We start from the raw sequence: 13688 nt of genomic DNA, 5'->3' as shown, positions 1-13688 counted from the left end.
CCTGATCCGGCCTGATCCAAACGAAAGAGCCTAGGCCATCCCCCGGGCGAGATAGGGGTTCGCGTCCCGGCGGACCGGCAGGCCCAGGGAGCCGGTGGCCGCCGCGAGGGTCATCGCGTAGGACTCGACGGCACGGCGGACGTTGGGGGCGTCCAGGCTCGCGCCGGTCACCAGGCGGTCCAGGTCCACATAGGCCGAGCGGACGGTCTCGAGCCGGCGGTACACCGTCCAGTCCTGCCGCCAGCCGGCCGTGTGCCCGACGGGCAGCCGGCGCTCCCAGCGCCGGAACATGCGCTCGCGGATCTCCGGACGGGTCGGGGTCAGGTGCATGTGCCGGACCAGGTCGTACAGCGGGTCGCCGACCAGAGCCATCTCCCAGTCGATGATGGTGAGGGCGAGGGCGTCGTCGCGGCGTACGAGGTTCCACGGGTTGAGGTCGCCGTGCAGGAGGGCCGGCCCGCGTGGGTTCACCCAGTACCGGGACAGGATCTGTCCCAGCCGGGAGGCGTCGGGGAGGCCGAGGAGCCGGGCCAGCTGCTGCGACTCCTTCGGCAGGCTCCCGACCAGGAGCACGAGCTGGTCGCACAGCCAGGTGAAGAAGGTCTCCTTGCCCGCGACCGGGTCGAGCCCTCCGTAGTCCACGTCCGCCAGCGCGCACAACTGGTCGACGAGCCCGTCCGCCTCGTGCGGCAGCAGTCCGTGCACCGGGTGGCCGGGCGGTCGGTCGGTGTCCTCGGGCCCGACGTAGGTGTGGATGGCGAACTGCTCCCCCCGGTAGCCACGGCCCAGGGCGAGGACCCTCGGCGCCGCCACCGGGACCCCCGACTGCTCGATGGCCCGCAGCACGGCGTGCTCGCTGAGGAAGCTCGGCTCGCTGCGGCAGAGGTTGACCACCTTGCGCCGCACCACGACCGTGCGATCGGCCTCGGGTACGCGGACGACCGAGTTGAGGTGCGCGGTGCCCTTGAACACCCGGCCGGCCGGCGCCATCCCCTCGGCGACCAGGGCGTGACCGACGGCGGAGGCCGGGAAGTCGGGGCGTTCGGGAAGGCGCGGGTCCCACGACCACGGGATCGCCCCCGCCACCCGGCCCGGGCCGCCGTCCCTGACCGCCGTCCGGGCGGCCCGCCAGCGGAACAGGACGCGCTCGACCTGAGCCGTGCCCGGTACGTTCCTGAGCCCCAGCGGCGCGGCGGCCGCCTCCAGCGCCCTGCGCACGGACGCCGTCGCGTCGTCCAGTCCCTCCTGGCCGGGCGTGTCCTCCAGGGCCTTCGCCGCCCGCATCACATCGGGGTAGACGGACTGGGCCCGTTCGAAGGCGACGTAGTGCCGCAGGTCCCTGACCATGCCGTTGACGGCCGCGGGACGGATCCGGGTCATGGCCTCGGCCCAGGCGTCGATCACCTCGTCCCGCTGATGGCCCGGGTACCGCATGCGGACCAGGTGTGTCGCGAGGTCGTGCAGGGGGTCTCCGTAGGTCGCCGGCTCCCAGCCGACGCAGACGAGGACCGGATCACCGCCGCTCGGCACGATCAGGTTGTCGCGGTGCAGGTCCGCGTGGAGCAGGCTGTACGGCCGCCTGGCCATGGCGGGCACCCGTCGGGCCAGCTGGACCAGGGCGTCCTCGGGAATGCCCAGGGCCGCGAACAGCCCGCCGAAGGCCTGCCAGTTGGGCTGCCTGATCCGCCGGTCCGCACGACACGCCAGCATCCGCAGAAAGGCCTGGCCGTCCTTGTCGTTGCGCGGCCACTCCGGGGGGAGCGCGGGCAGCGCCTCCCGCCGGACCTGCGTCATCCGGGCCAGCAGTTGCGCCAGCGTCCTGACGTGGAGCGCGTCGACGGGCTTGCCGTTCGGGCAGACGCTGGAGAGGGACACGCCCTCGACGTGGTCGTGGATCGTGAAGGAATCCTGGTCGACCAGGCACCGCGGGACATCGGGCAGCACCCCGGCGACGGCGTCGAGGATCTCGGCCTCGCGCTGCCAGGTTCTGACCGCCACGGGCGGCGCCTCGGCGCGGTGGATCCGCACGGTGACCGGCGTACCGGCCTCCCGGTGCAGCAGCCGGGCCATGTGCTCCGTCAGGGGGAGCACATGGTCGCGGTGGTGGCGGCCGCCGCCGGTCTCACCCAGCTCGGCGGCGGGCCGTACGAACTCCCGAACGACGCGGAGGGCGTGCTCCCCCAGTAAGGGACGGGGAGGGGGAGGTGCGCCCACGGCCGCTCCAGTTGCTCAAGTGCTCAGGCGAGAACGACGATACGACAAAAGGTACGCCAAGGGTCATAACGGATACGAGCCGAGCGCACCCGACGTCGGCACAACGGGTGGTGTGCCCCTACCAGTGGTCCGGCCTGTGTCGCACCTTCGAGGTCGCCTTGCGCGCCACCTCTTGCGTGCTGTACGTGTGAAACGGAGCTGTTGCTCACGCGGTGCGGGCATGCTACAGCACCTCGCCCCGAGCCCCCGCACGTCGAGCGCCCCGCTCCCCTCGCCGGCGTCGAGGACTCCGCCATTCGGGCCCGCGGTCCCCCGGGCACCCGGTGCAACTCCCGCACTTGAACGCTCAGCCCTGATCCCGCAGGATCCGCAGCACCGGCTCCAGGGAGTCCACGACCACGGTGGCGCCCGCCTCCCTGAGCAGTTTCTCCTTGCGGGCGTTGCGGGCGTAGCCGAGGAAGGGCACGCCGGCCCGCAGGGAGGCCTCGTGGTCCGTGGGCGTGTCGCCGATCATCAGGGCCTGTGCGGGGGAGGCACCTGTGGCGGTCAGGGCGCGGTTCAGGCAATGCGGGTCGGGCTTGAGGTGCTTCAGGTCCTGGGTGCGTCCGTAGACGTGGGGGGCGAAGCAGGGGCCCAGGTCGCGGCCCGCGAGGTACTCGCGCACCACGAGGGGCGAGTTGTTGGTGGCGATGGCCAGGCGCGAGCCCAGGGCCTTCCAGGTCCGTATCAGCGGGTCGGCGTACGGGGTGGGCATCGCGGAGGCGGCGGCACGCAGTTCCTCCTGGGTCAGCCGTGCCTCCAGTTCCGTGACGAGGTCGCTTCCGGGGTGCCGGCGGTCCACGGCCCGCAGGACGACCTGCGGGTCGAGCGACTGCCGTTCGGAGCCGGTCAGCAGGCCGTGCAGGCCCCGGCTCTCGAGCCACCGCACCAGTTCGGTCGCCACCCGCTCCGCCGAGTGCCCGGCGAACAGCCGGCAGATCGGCCCGTCGAAGTCCCAGAGCACGACACGGGCACCCGCGATCAGGTTCCGCAGTTCCTCGGTCTCGTTTCCGGTCTCAGCTGTCACCGCTTCGGTCTGCGTCGTATCAGAAGTCACTAGGAGAGTGTCAGATCCGACGTGATGGTTTCCCAGAGGGCGTCGAACCACTTCTGCGATTCCGTCACGAACGCGGCGTCGCGCTGCCCGGTCGCCTTCTCGAAGGAGAACAGCAGGGACTCCGTGCCGAGGACGTCGTACATGTCCAGCGTCCCGTCGTCCGCCCGCTCCTCGCGACGGGTGATCATGTAGTACGCGATCAGCGCCTCCGCGCCGTTGAGCAGGTACAGCTTGACCGGCGGGGTGAAGGGCAGCGCGCGGAAGGTGACGCGGACATCGATGCCGTGGGTGGCGCGCAGGGCCTTGAGGTTGTGGCTCAGGACATGGCCCTGGGCGTTGCGCTGGGCCAGCCAGCGCTGGTGGACCGGGTCGTCCTCGCTCGGCCGGTCCACCGAGATCGGGAAGGCCAGGTCGATGTTGCGGGACGGCAGCAGAATGCGCACGTCGATCGCCTCCGGGCGCAGCCGGCCCTCGTGGATGAGGCGCAGGGGCTCGCCGACGGCGACCATCAGGGTCTCGGCCGTGAGGCAGGCCGCGTCGATCCTGACCTGCCGGGCGGAGAAGGCCTCCACGAGCCGGGGCGCGAGGCCGACCATCGTCGGCTGCGGCTCCGCGCGGGCGGCGACGGGTGCGGCGACGCGCGGTGGGCTGCCCTTGGTGACGTTGCTGAGCAGGCCGTCCCCCTGGAGCACCCGCAGGGCCTGGCGCACGGCTCCGCGCTCCACCCCGAACTCCCCGGCGAGTTCGGCCTGGGTGGGCAGGCGGTCACCCGGCCGGAGTTCGCCGGTGCGGATCCGTTCCCGCAAGGTCTCGGCGATCTCCTGGGGTGAGCTTCTTCTGCTGCCGTTCACGGCCACGCTCTCCTGGGTCACAACCAAACGGTACAACTTTGCTCTATCTAAGGGCAGTTGTTTGAAACTTGTTTATAGATAGCAGCCAAGTGGGGACAACTACAGCAGAGTTGGTGACCAACTCGATGGAGTTGGTGGAAGTTTTTGCCCGCTCTCCCTGCCCCCCCCCACGCCCGTCCCGGCCCGCAACCGTCCGAAGGGGGAATCGCCGTGCCTGCTCTCGCTCTTGTGTCAGCCATCTTCGTCGTCGGCTTCGAGGAACTCGTGCAGTGGAAGTACGGCGCGATGGGCGTGATCGGCCTGCTGATGCTCACCGTCGGCGTCAAGGCCAAGAACCCGACCCTCAGCTCCGCGGGGGCCGTGGTGCTGGCGGTCCTGCTCGCGGGGCCCGCCCTGTGACACACGGATCCCCAGCATCCGGGCCGCTCCCCGTGGGAGGCGTCAGCTCGTGAGCAGCAGCTCCGAACTGATCGTCTCCCACAGCGCGTTGAACCACACGTGGGACTGCTCGACGAAGGTCGTGTCGCGCGGGTCGGTGCCCTGCTCGAAGGCGAAGAGGATCGACCGGGTGCCCTCCGCGTCGTACAGCTCCAGGTGTTCGTGGTCGATCTCCTGCTCACGCCGCCGCAGCGTGTAGTACGCGAAGAGCGCCTCCCTGTCGTTGAGCAGGTACAGCTTGACCGGCGGGGTGAAGGGCAGCGCACGGAAGCTCACGCGCACGTCGATGCCGTGGGTGGCGCGCAGGGCCAGCAGATTGTGCTTGAGCACCTGGCCCTGGGCGTTGCGCTGGGCCAGCCAGCGGCGGCGCAGCCGGCCGGCGTCGGAGGCGTCCACCGGCGCGGGGAAGGCGAGGTCGATGTCCCGGCTCGGCAGCAGCACGCGGACGTCGATCTTGGCCGGTTTCAGTCGCCCGGCGTGGATCTGCCGCAGCGGCTCGCCGATGGCCAGGGTGAGCGAGATCGCGGTCAGGCACAGGGCGTCGATCTCGACGTGGGGGGCGCCGAAGGCGGCGGCGATACGGGGCGCGAGCGCGGCCGTGGTGGGCAGCGGCGGGGCGGCGGGGCCGGTCAGGGCCCCCACCGGACCGGCTGCGACGGTCGCCGGGCTCCCCTTGGACACATTGGTGAGCAGGTGCTCCGACTGGAGGATGCGCAGGGCCTGGCGCACGGCTCCGCGCTCGACACCGAACTCGTCGGCCAGCTTGGCCTGGGTGGGCATGCGCTGGCCCGGCCGCAGCACTCCCGTCCTGATCCGGTGCCGCAGTTCGTCGGCCACCTCGCGGTGTGACCTCTGTGGCCGCTGTGACCTCTTCCGCCCATTGGCGGAGGCGTGTTCCGGGTCCACGGCAAAACAGTACAACTTCCCGCCATCTTCCGGCAGTTCGTTGAAAGGTGGTTATGAGTCGCTTCCAAGCGGAGATAACAGCAGTGGAGTTGGTAGCCAACTTGAGCGACATGGCCAAACTTTCCAAGTGTTGGCCACCAGGGTGACGGTTGGAGAACGTACGACCGTGCTCCCTTCCGGAGGGGAGCCGGGAGCCCGGTCGGTCGGAGCGCCAACGGGGAGCGGCAGCCGGCTGTCCGGCGCCGCACGCACAGCCACAACTGAACAGCCGGCGTACCGCCGGCACGGTCGGCACAGCCACAACCGAACACACCGCACAGCCACAACTGAAGACCGTCTCGTACAGCCACAACCGCACAGCAAGCTACGGATGCGTCACACCTGTCACCCGCCACCGGCAGGAAGGAGCGCTCAGAACATGTCCGGGCACCAAGGCCGCCTGGACGTACGCAGCAGGGCGTCCGCCCCCCGGGCGGCGCCCGCTCGTTCTTCCCGGACCCGGCCCAGCGCGGCGAGCCGCACCGCCGACTCGTCGCCGAGCCACAGGGCCGCCAACTGAGCCACGTCCAGCGTCAGATCGGCGCTCCCGGTCGTCGGCGTGCAGATCCCTCCGGCGGGCGACGCCTCCAGCCGCCAGCGCCCCCCGGCCATTCCGGCCCGGTCCAGGACCTCCAGCACCAGCGTGCCCGTGCCCTCGTACGTCCGCGCCTCCAGGGCCCGTACGACGTCGAGGATCCGCACCCACAGCCAGTCCGCGTGCGTGGTGGGGGTGGCGGCGCGCGGGTCCGGCAGGAAGTGCGGGAGCAGGTCGTCGGGGGCCCGCCAGCCGCTCCTGACCTTCGTGATCCAGTCGATCGAGCACAGATGGAGCCACAGCGCGCGCTCGGCGGCCGGGGTCACCGCGATCAGGTTCTTCACCGTGGCCGTGTTCTGCGGCTGCTTGGCGTCCGACCAGGTCTCGTCGCAGTGGTACACCGCCAGCCCCTCGACCGTGCCGTCCGCCGCGCGGTAGACGGCGTGGAAGGGCTCGGTCCAGGGGCGGCTCTCCGGGCGCAGTGCGCCGGTGGTGACCTGCCACCAGCGCTCGGAGCGGTCGATCGCGCCGGGCTGGGCGCGGCGCAGCCGCTCGTGCAGCTCCGGGCCGAGCTTGCGTACGTCGTCGGCGTCCACGAGATCGACCCGGCCGCCGTCCTCCGGACCCGCCCGGCGCGGGTCGAGTCCGGCCCGGGGCACGTCGATCGTCCACTCGGTCGCCCAGGTGGCCGGCCCGAAGCCGTAGCGGCCGTAGATCGGGTACTCGGCGGCGATCAGGGTCGCCACGACGTCACCGCGCTCCTTCGCGGCCGCCAGGTCCTGGCCCATCATCCGGGTCAGCAGGCCGCGGCGGCGGTGGGTGGCGGTGACGGTCACGTTGGATATGGCGTCGGCGGGAACGGTCGCGCCGCCGACAGCCGTGAGCTCCTGCGGGAAGGACCGGAACGTCGCCACGCACCGGCCCGCGTCGAAGGCTCCGAGGGTGCGGGACGGCTCGATGTACGTCCGCCGGTCGGCGATCTCGGTGTCGGAGGCACCGGGGGGACGCAGGAAGCCGGTGTTCAGGGCGCGGACCCAGTCGGGGATCTCGGCATCGGTGATGGGACGGACGTCGATATCGGGGCTGGCGGCAGTCATGGGGTGACAGTAGGGGGGCCGGGGGCGGGGTGTCGCGGCGTTTTCCCGGCCCCGCCACCCCGCTCTCGTCCCGGCCCCCGCCGCCCGCGTCGGCGTGTTCGACGAACGCGGGAAGACCGGCACGCTCACGTCCAGCGCGCACTCCACCGAACCGTCCGCGGCCGGCACCACCGGGCTGCCCCGGTGCCGGTCCCGGGGTCTCCGCGGGCGTCGCGTCAGATGAGCAGGTCGTCGACTTGCGCTTCCCCTTCACGGTACCGGCGGGCGATCTCCGTGCCGCATCCGTCGGCCGTGCGCTGCAACTGCTGCCGCCGCCCGGACACCTGCTGCTCGTACCGCTCGAGCCGCCCCATCGCCGTGCCCAGCTCCCGGTCCGTACGCGCCCCGAGGTCCGACAGCTCGACCTCGGCGAGCATCTGGGCGGCCAGCCGCCGGTACTCCTCGCCGTGCGGCGTCCCGAGCGTCACATGCCGGGCGGAGGAGCGCTGCCGGGCGGGCGCGTCCTTGAGGATCTCCGCGAGCCGCTCGACGACGGACCCCTGCTCGGGCGCGGGCACCTGCCCGGCGCCCAGGACGGACTCCGGCCCGCGCCGGGCCAGCTCCGCGCGCAGGATGTCGATCCGCCCCTGAAGCAGCCGCCGCACGTAGCTCAGGTCGGCCTCGTCCCGCTGTGCCTGCCGGCGCAGGGCGCGCAGCTCCGGAAGGCTCAGCACGGTCAGGTCGGGATGCCGGGCGTACCCCGTGTTCGACGAGCTGGGCTCGGGGTCCACAGCGGGCGGCCCGGGGCTGTCGGTGCGCTGCACGGGCGGCCGGTGGGCCTCGGTGACATCCTCGAGGATGGGCGAGGCCGCCACGGGCTGCCGCTCGGTACTCGATGTGCTCATGGCGCCTCAACCGTCCCCTCGACCGGCGCGTACGACAGCATCGTGCCACCCTCAGTGGCCGGGATGTGACCGAGTGCGCCCGATCAGCCCCGGATGGGGGGTTACGGAGCTGAAAGAAGCACGATACGGCCCCCTCACGGCACCCGGACGGCCGAGAGGCATCATGGTCGGCATGCGTGCAGTGGTGCAGAGGGTGGACGGCGCGAGCGTCGTCGTGGACGGCGAGACGGTGGGGGCCATCGAGGGCGAGGGGCTGTGCGTCCTCGTCGGAGTCACCCACGAGGACACCAAGGAGAAGGCGGCGCAGCTGGCCCGCAAGCTCTGGTCGATCCGCATGCTGCACGACGAGAGGTCGTGCAGCGACACCGGTGCCCCGCTGCTGGTCGTCAGCCAGTTCACGCTGTACGGCGACGCCCGCAAGGGCCGCCGCCCCACCTGGAACGCGGCCGCGCCCGGCGAGGTCGCCGAGCCGCTGGTGGACGAGGTGGTCGCGCAGCTGCGCTCCCTGGGCGCGACGGTCGCGACGGGCCGCTTCGGCGCGCGGATGCGGATGTCGCTGACGAACGACGGCCCGTTCACCGTCCTGCTGGAGATGTGAGCCCGGGGCCTGCCGGAGAGGTGGGCCCCGGGGAGGCTACGGTTCCACGACCACTTCCTGCGCCGCCGCCGTCTCGCCCGCCATCAGCCGTGCGTCGACCGGCACGTTCCGCTTGACCAGGGCGAGCGCGACGGGTCCGAGCTCGTAGTGCCGTACGGACGTGGTGATGAAGCCGATCTTGCGGCCGTCCGGGCCCTCGTCGGCGAGGTGGATCCCGGTGCCGTGCACCGGCAGGTGGACCTCGCTGCCGTCGAGGTGCAGGAAGACCAGGCGGCGCGGCGGCTTGCCCAGGTTCTGCACCCGGGCCACGGTCTCCTGGCCGCGGTAGCAGCCCTTCTGGAGGTGCACCGCCGTGCCGATCCAGCCCAGCTCGTGGGGGATGGTGCGGTGGTCGGTCTCGAAGCCGAGCCGGGGCCGGTGCTGCTCCACGCGCAGGGCCTCGAGGGCGAGGATCCCGGCCGGCGGGCCGGCCTGGCCCGCGTAGGACTCCAGGTCCGCGCGGGGCAGGAAGAGGTCGCGGCCGTAGGCGGTCTCCCGCACGACGGCCCCTTCGGGCGCGTCGGCGATCGAACCGGCCGGCAGGTGCACGACGGCGAAGTCGGCGGTCCGGTCGGCGACCTCGACCCGGTAGAAGAACTTCATCGACTCCAGGTAGGCGATCAGCGCCTCCTGGGTGCCGGGCTCCACATGGGCCCAGACCGTCTCGCCGTCGTCGACCAGGTAGAGCGCGTGTTCGATGTGGCCGTGCGCGGACAGGATCAGCGCCTCGGTGGCCTGGCCGGCCGGCAGCTCGCTGACGTGCTGGGTGAGCAGCAGGTGCAGCCAGCTCAGCCGGTCCTCGCCGGAGACGGTGACGACACCGCGGTGCGAGAGGTCGACGAATCCGGTGCCGTCCGCGAGGGCGCGCTGCTCGCGGAACAGGTCGCCGTAATGGGCGGCGACGCCTTCGTCCACGCCCTCGGCCTGGACGGCGCCGGGCAGGGACAACAGGGGGCTCTTCATGAACACAAGCCTACGACTCGGTACTTGGACTGCTGCCGGCCGAGGCGCCCGAAGCCGTCGCGCCCTTGCGCGCGCAGTCCGCGCACCGCCCGAAGATCGCGAAGTGCTTCATGTCCGTGTCGAAGCCGAACTGCTCCCGCAGCTTCGCGGTGAACTCGGCCGCCACCGACAGGTCCGCCTCGATGACGTTGGTGCAGTCCCGGCAGACCAGGTGGATGTGGTGGTGCCGGTCCGCCAGGTGGTACGTCGGCGCGCCGTGCCCCAGATGGGCGTGGCTGACCAGCCCGAGCTCCTCCAGGAGCTCCAGGGTCCGGTACACCGTGGAGATGTTCACCCCCGACGCGGTCTTCCGCACCTCGCCGAGGATGGCGTCGGGTGTCGCGTGCTCCAGGCTGTCGACGGCTTCGAGCACGAGTTGCCGCTGCGGGGTCAGCCGGTAGCCACGCTGCCGCAGATCACTCTTCCAGTCGGTGCTCACCACACCCCAAGTCTAGGGTCTTTCGTTTGGATCAGACCGGATCAGGAAGCGGTGCCGGGGCCCGCGAGCCCGGCATGATCCAAACGAGAGGCCCTGAGGCTGTGACCCGGCCGGGCTCACTTGAAGAAGGCGATGCCGTCGTCCGGGAGGTCGTCCGGGAGAGCCTTGGCCCAGCGTTCGACCTGCTCGGGGGTGACGACCTTCTTCAGGTGGGCGGACATGTAGGGGCGCAGCTCGACCTCGGGGGTCTGCTTCTCACCGACCCACATCAGGTCGCTCTTGACGTAGCCGTACAGCCGCTTGCCGCCGGTGTAGGGGCGGGATGCGGCGGTGCGGGCGACCGCGTCGGTGACCAGCTCGATCTGCGGCTTCTTGTGGGCCAGCTCGCCGTACCAGATCTCGATGACGCCGTCGTCGCGGGTCATCGTGACCTCGACCTTGCGGTCGGCGTCGATCCGCCAGAAGCCGGACTCGGTCTCCAGCGGCTTCACCTTGTTGCCGTCGTTGTCCAGCACCCAGGTACGGGAGTGGTACTCGAGGAAGTCCCGGCCGTCGTGGGTGAAGCTGAGCTCCTGGCCGAAGTTGCACTTCTCGGCGCCCGGGAAGTCGTGCACGCCTGCTCCGGCCCAGTCGCCGAGCAGGAAGGCGAGGGGAACCAGGTCCTTGTGGAGGTCGGACGGAATCTCGATCATGAGCAGCTGTTCCTGGATGTCGTCGTCAGCGCTGGCCCTGGTACAGCTTCTTCACGGTCAGGTAGGCGAAGGCGAGAACGCCGACGCAGACCAGGACCAACAGGGTTTCGAAGAAGATCTCCACGGGGTGCTCCTCGGTTGAGCAGGTGCGGTACGTACACGGGGCCGGACCCCAGCTTAGTCGGCCGGGGTCCCGACCTCCCTGCGGGTGCTCCGCGACGGGTGTCAGCCGAGCAACTGGCTCTGAAGGGTCACGGTCTGCTGGAAGGGGACGGCGGGGGCGGTGCCCTTGCGGGACTGGACGATCACGCCGATGGTGTCACCGGCCGAGAGGTACGCCTGCCTGACCTGCTCGGCGCCGTACGGCTTGCTCTCCACGTAGGGGGCGCTCTCGACGTCGTCGACCTCCGCGCGCGGCGGGAAGTCCTCGTCCCGCTCGGACACGTCGGCGCCGCGCACCCGGTAGGACGGCAAGCTGTAGTTCGTCAGCTTCGCGGAGAACAGTTCGTCCGCGACGGCCGCGGTATTGAACTGGAGCAGGTAGATCCGGGTACGGGTGCCGTCCGGCGTGGTCCAGCCGCGGGCGGCGATGTGCCGCAGGCCGTAGTCGGTCAGCAGCTGTGCGATCGTGCCGCGTTCCGTCTCGTCGGCGTACTGCGCGAGGAACGTCTTCGTCGGCAGCCAGCCGTCCTTGCCGCGCAGCGCCGCGTCGGCCCTGGCGCCCTCGGGGGCGGGCAGCAGCAGCTTGCGCAGGTCCGCGTAGTGGGTGCCGGACTTGTTGGCGTCGGCGAACGGCGCGGGGCTGCCGGACGGCAGCGGCGGCTTGACGAGGGTCGGATAGTCCCAGCGCCCGTCCGACTCGGTCGCGAGGCCCGGTACGTCGGTGCGCTCCATGCGGGTGATGCCGTACGCGGCGGACGCTCCGACGGCCCCGAAGACCACCACGGCGGCGGTCCACCGCAGGACGGCACGCAGGACACGGCGGTCCTTCTTCGGCCGGGGTTCGGGCGCCGCCGGGAACGTCCGCGGTTCCACGGGTGGGGGCGGTGTGCCGGGCAGGGGTGGGGCCTCGGGCACAGGCTGTGTCTCGGGCACAAGCTGCGTCCCCGGCACAGGCTGTGTCTCGGGCGTCGGCCGTGTCTCGGGCGTCGGCGCGGGCGACACCTGCGGCGTGTCCTGCGCGGTCGGCTCGACCGGTTCCGTCCCGTTCACCGACTCGGTCTGCTCGGTCATACCGCCTCCCCCGGCTCGGCGACGCGGTCGAGCTGCTCGCGCAGCAGCCCGGCGACCGCCTTGGTCTGCAGTGGCTTGGCCCCGTACGCCGTGGCGGTGACCAGGATGTCGCCCCGGTAGGCGGAGCAGAGCATCATGTCGAGCTTCTTCTTGCCCTCCTTGGGCGGCAGGAAGCACTTGGCGTTCTCGTGTCCCTGCACGGCCGGCCCCTTGCGGAAGATCTTGAGGGCTGCCAGGAACTCGTTCTGGAACACCGACATGTTCCGCACCGCCGCCTTGTCCTGGATCTGGACGAGCTCGACGCTCACGGTGACAGTGCCGTCGTCCGTGCTGATGTAGCTGCGCATCGCCATGCCCTTGGTGTGCTGCTTGTCGATCTGCTTCTCGATCTGCCGCCGCTGGGAGCGGGGCAGGGCGCGCACCGACTCCTTGCGCAGGGCGGCGGCCTCGCCCCCGCTGAGGGCGGCGTCGGAGCCGAACCCGGCGATGTCCGGTCCCCGACGCCAGCCATCGGTGCCGAACGGCACGAGCATGGTGGCGAGCGAGGTGACCCCCTTGGTCCTCCCGGCCTCGCTCGTCGCGGCCTTCGGGAACTTCCAGACGGGGGCGCCGGCGTCACGGTCGGCGTTCTGGACGGTCACGACCGTGTAGCCCGCGCCACCCACGACGGCGACGGCGAGCAGGACGGAGGCGGCGACGGCGGCGACCCGGCCGCGTCGCACCGGCTTCTTCTTCGCGGGGGCTTCCGGCACGGGTTCGGCGAGAACGGCCCCTGCTTCGGCCCCTTCCTCGGCTCCAGGGTTCTCGGTCACAGCCGCTCCATCTGCCGCTTGGCCAAATCCATGATCTTCGACTTGGGGATCGGCTTCGTGTCGTAGATCCAGATCTCCATGGCGATGTCACCGCGCCAGGCCGTGGCCTGCGCCTTGTACATCGGCAGATAACCGGGCTCCGTCTCGGGCTCGGCGCTGATGTAGACCCTGCCGTCGCCGGTGCCGGGGATGGGCCAGCTGTCGGTGTCGAAGGTGTCCCAGTTGCCGGCCCGGTCGGACGCGCCGAGCCTCTCCTCCTGGTGGTACTGCACGAGCCGCACCTCCACGGACTCCGTGCCGTGCCCGGTCCAGGCGACGCCCGCCGCGCGCCGGAACTCCGCCTCCGCGAGACTGGCGAACTCCCTGTCCTCGTCCACGAGTTGGTCCGCGTACTCGGCCATGTTCAGCCAGCCGTCCTTGCCGGGCTCGAAGTCGGGTTTCTTCGCCCCCTTCGGCCGCGCGATGAGCAGCTCGCGCAGGTCGCCGTCCGTCTTCACCTTGCGGTCCTGCGCGGCGGACAGCGGCTCCGGCCCCTCGCCCTTCGCCTGCGCGAGCACCGGCTGCGAGAGCGGGGGCAGGGCGGTGGGCTTCCGGTCGGCCTGGATCAGACAGCCGGTGCAGGTGCCGGCGACGAGCCCGAGCACGGCGGCGGTGGCGAGCAGCAGGGCCGTACGGCCGCGGCGGCGCCGCGCGCGGGGTGCATCAGGTATATCGGGTACTTCCAAGACGTCCTCCCCCACAGAACGTGAAGCGCGGATTCCGTATCCGCACCTCACAGCAGACTCATGGGTAACGCCCGTGGTTGTGCGGAAA

General features: G+C 71.2%; 14 protein-coding genes. 2 read left to right on the top strand and 12 right to left on the bottom strand.

Annotation, left to right across the window (positions count from 1 at the left end):
• Nucleotides 1-30: 30 nt before the first annotated feature.
• The 3 genes from TNCT6_RS16410 to TNCT6_RS16400 form a co-directional block, all read right to left on the bottom strand.
• Complete coding sequence (locus tag TNCT6_RS16410; RefSeq protein WP_253266411.1) at nucleotides 31-2070, bottom strand: aminoglycoside phosphotransferase family protein; 2040 nt, start codon at nucleotides 2068-2070, stop codon at nucleotides 31-33.
• Nucleotides 2071-2560: 490 nt separating this feature from the next.
• Nucleotides 2561-3280, bottom strand: a complete 720-nt coding sequence (locus TNCT6_RS16405; RefSeq protein WP_373996176.1) for an HAD family hydrolase — start codon at nucleotides 3278-3280, stop codon at nucleotides 2561-2563.
• 29 nt (nucleotides 3281-3309) lie between these two features.
• Nucleotides 3310-4188: a winged helix-turn-helix domain-containing protein gene (locus TNCT6_RS16400; protein ID WP_141360067.1), complete on the bottom strand. Its 879-nt coding sequence runs from the start codon at nucleotides 4186-4188 to the stop codon at nucleotides 3310-3312.
• A gap of 183 nt (nucleotides 4189-4371) precedes the next feature.
• Between TNCT6_RS16400 and TNCT6_RS16395 the strand changes: the two genes are divergently transcribed.
• Nucleotides 4372-4560, top strand: coding sequence for a hypothetical protein (locus TNCT6_RS16395; protein WP_141360066.1), 189 nt, complete (start codon nucleotides 4372-4374; stop codon nucleotides 4558-4560).
• 42 nt (nucleotides 4561-4602) lie between these two features.
• On the opposite strand, the gene TNCT6_RS16390 is transcribed toward TNCT6_RS16395, so the two are convergent.
• The 3 genes from TNCT6_RS16390 to TNCT6_RS16380 all read right to left on the bottom strand — a co-directional run bounded on the left by TNCT6_RS16390 (nucleotide 4603) and on the right by TNCT6_RS16380 (nucleotide 8060).
• Nucleotides 4603-5520, bottom strand: coding sequence for a winged helix-turn-helix domain-containing protein (locus TNCT6_RS16390; RefSeq protein ID WP_172632920.1), 918 nt, complete (start codon nucleotides 5518-5520; stop codon nucleotides 4603-4605).
• 396 nt (nucleotides 5521-5916) lie between these two features.
• Nucleotides 5917-7176 carry a GNAT family N-acetyltransferase gene (locus TNCT6_RS16385; protein WP_141360064.1) on the bottom strand — a complete coding sequence of 420 codons (1260 nt, stop codon included), beginning with the start codon at nucleotides 7174-7176 and terminating at the stop codon, nucleotides 5917-5919.
• Between the two features lie 215 nt (nucleotides 7177-7391).
• A complete protein-coding gene (locus tag TNCT6_RS16380; RefSeq protein ID WP_141360063.1) occupies nucleotides 7392-8060 on the bottom strand; it encodes an AmfC protein in 669 nt (222 codons plus the stop codon).
• Nucleotides 8061-8232: 172 nt separating this feature from the next.
• Between TNCT6_RS16380 and dtd the strand changes: the two genes are divergently transcribed.
• Entirely contained in the window at nucleotides 8233-8658 is a 426-nt protein-coding gene (gene dtd, locus TNCT6_RS16375; RefSeq protein ID WP_141360062.1) for a D-aminoacyl-tRNA deacylase, read from the top strand.
• A 36-nt stretch (nucleotides 8659-8694) separates the two neighbouring features.
• Here the strand turns inward: dtd and TNCT6_RS16370 are convergent, their stop codons facing one another.
• The 6 genes from TNCT6_RS16370 to TNCT6_RS16340 form a co-directional block, all read right to left on the bottom strand.
• Entirely contained in the window at nucleotides 8695-9660 is a 966-nt protein-coding gene (locus tag TNCT6_RS16370) for a folate-binding protein YgfZ (protein WP_141360061.1), read from the bottom strand.
• Between the two features lie 10 nt (nucleotides 9661-9670).
• Nucleotides 9671-10141, bottom strand: coding sequence for a Fur family transcriptional regulator (locus TNCT6_RS16365; protein ID WP_141360060.1), 471 nt, complete (start codon nucleotides 10139-10141; stop codon nucleotides 9671-9673).
• Nucleotides 10142-10254: 113 nt separating this feature from the next.
• Nucleotides 10255-10830: an FABP family protein gene (locus TNCT6_RS16360; protein ID WP_141360059.1), complete on the bottom strand. Its 576-nt coding sequence runs from the start codon at nucleotides 10828-10830 to the stop codon at nucleotides 10255-10257.
• Between the two features lie 225 nt (nucleotides 10831-11055).
• Nucleotides 11056-12063 carry a hypothetical protein gene (locus TNCT6_RS16350; protein ID WP_308789467.1) on the bottom strand — a complete coding sequence of 336 codons (1008 nt, stop codon included), beginning with the start codon at nucleotides 12061-12063 and terminating at the stop codon, nucleotides 11056-11058.
• Nucleotides 12060-12875 (bottom strand): hypothetical protein, encoded by an 816-nt coding sequence (locus TNCT6_RS16345; protein WP_253266125.1) that lies wholly within the window; start codon nucleotides 12873-12875, stop codon nucleotides 12060-12062. The genes TNCT6_RS16350 and TNCT6_RS16345 overlap by 4 nt, the downstream gene beginning before the upstream one ends.
• Entirely contained in the window at nucleotides 12872-13600 is a 729-nt protein-coding gene (locus TNCT6_RS16340) for a hypothetical protein (protein ID WP_253266124.1), read from the bottom strand. Before TNCT6_RS16340 ends, TNCT6_RS16345 begins: the two co-directional genes overlap by 4 nt.
• Nucleotides 13601-13688: the final 88 nt, after the last annotated feature.

The sequence above is a fragment of the Streptomyces sp. 6-11-2 genome (genome assembly GCF_006540305.1).
Taxonomy (GTDB): domain Bacteria; phylum Actinomycetota; class Actinomycetes; order Streptomycetales; family Streptomycetaceae; genus Streptomyces.
Note: the sequence above shows the minus strand (reverse complement) of the source record. Positions and strands in the feature narration are given on the sequence as shown.

Bases quoted from the DNA above. Each gene is read 5' to 3' on its own strand.
- TNCT6_RS16410 (WP_253266411.1), bottom strand. From the start codon at position 2,070: ATGGCCCGGCTGCTGCACCGGGAGGCCGGTACGCCGGTCACCGTGCGG.
- TNCT6_RS16385 (WP_141360064.1), bottom strand. From the start codon at position 7,176: ATGACTGCCGCCAGCCCCGATATCGACGTCCGTCCCATCACCGATGCC.
- TNCT6_RS16380 (WP_141360063.1), bottom strand. From the start codon at position 8,060: ATGAGCACATCGAGTACCGAGCGGCAGCCCGTGGCGGCCTCGCCCATC.
- dtd (WP_141360062.1), top strand. From the start codon at position 8,233: ATGCGTGCAGTGGTGCAGAGGGTGGACGGCGCGAGCGTCGTCGTGGAC.
- TNCT6_RS16370 (WP_141360061.1), bottom strand. From the start codon at position 9,660: ATGAAGAGCCCCCTGTTGTCCCTGCCCGGCGCCGTCCAGGCCGAGGGC.
- TNCT6_RS16360 (WP_141360059.1), bottom strand. From the start codon at position 10,830: ATGATCGAGATTCCGTCCGACCTCCACAAGGACCTGGTTCCCCTCGCC.
- TNCT6_RS16350 (WP_308789467.1), bottom strand. From the start codon at position 12,063: ATGACCGAGCAGACCGAGTCGGTGAACGGGACGGAACCGGTCGAGCCG.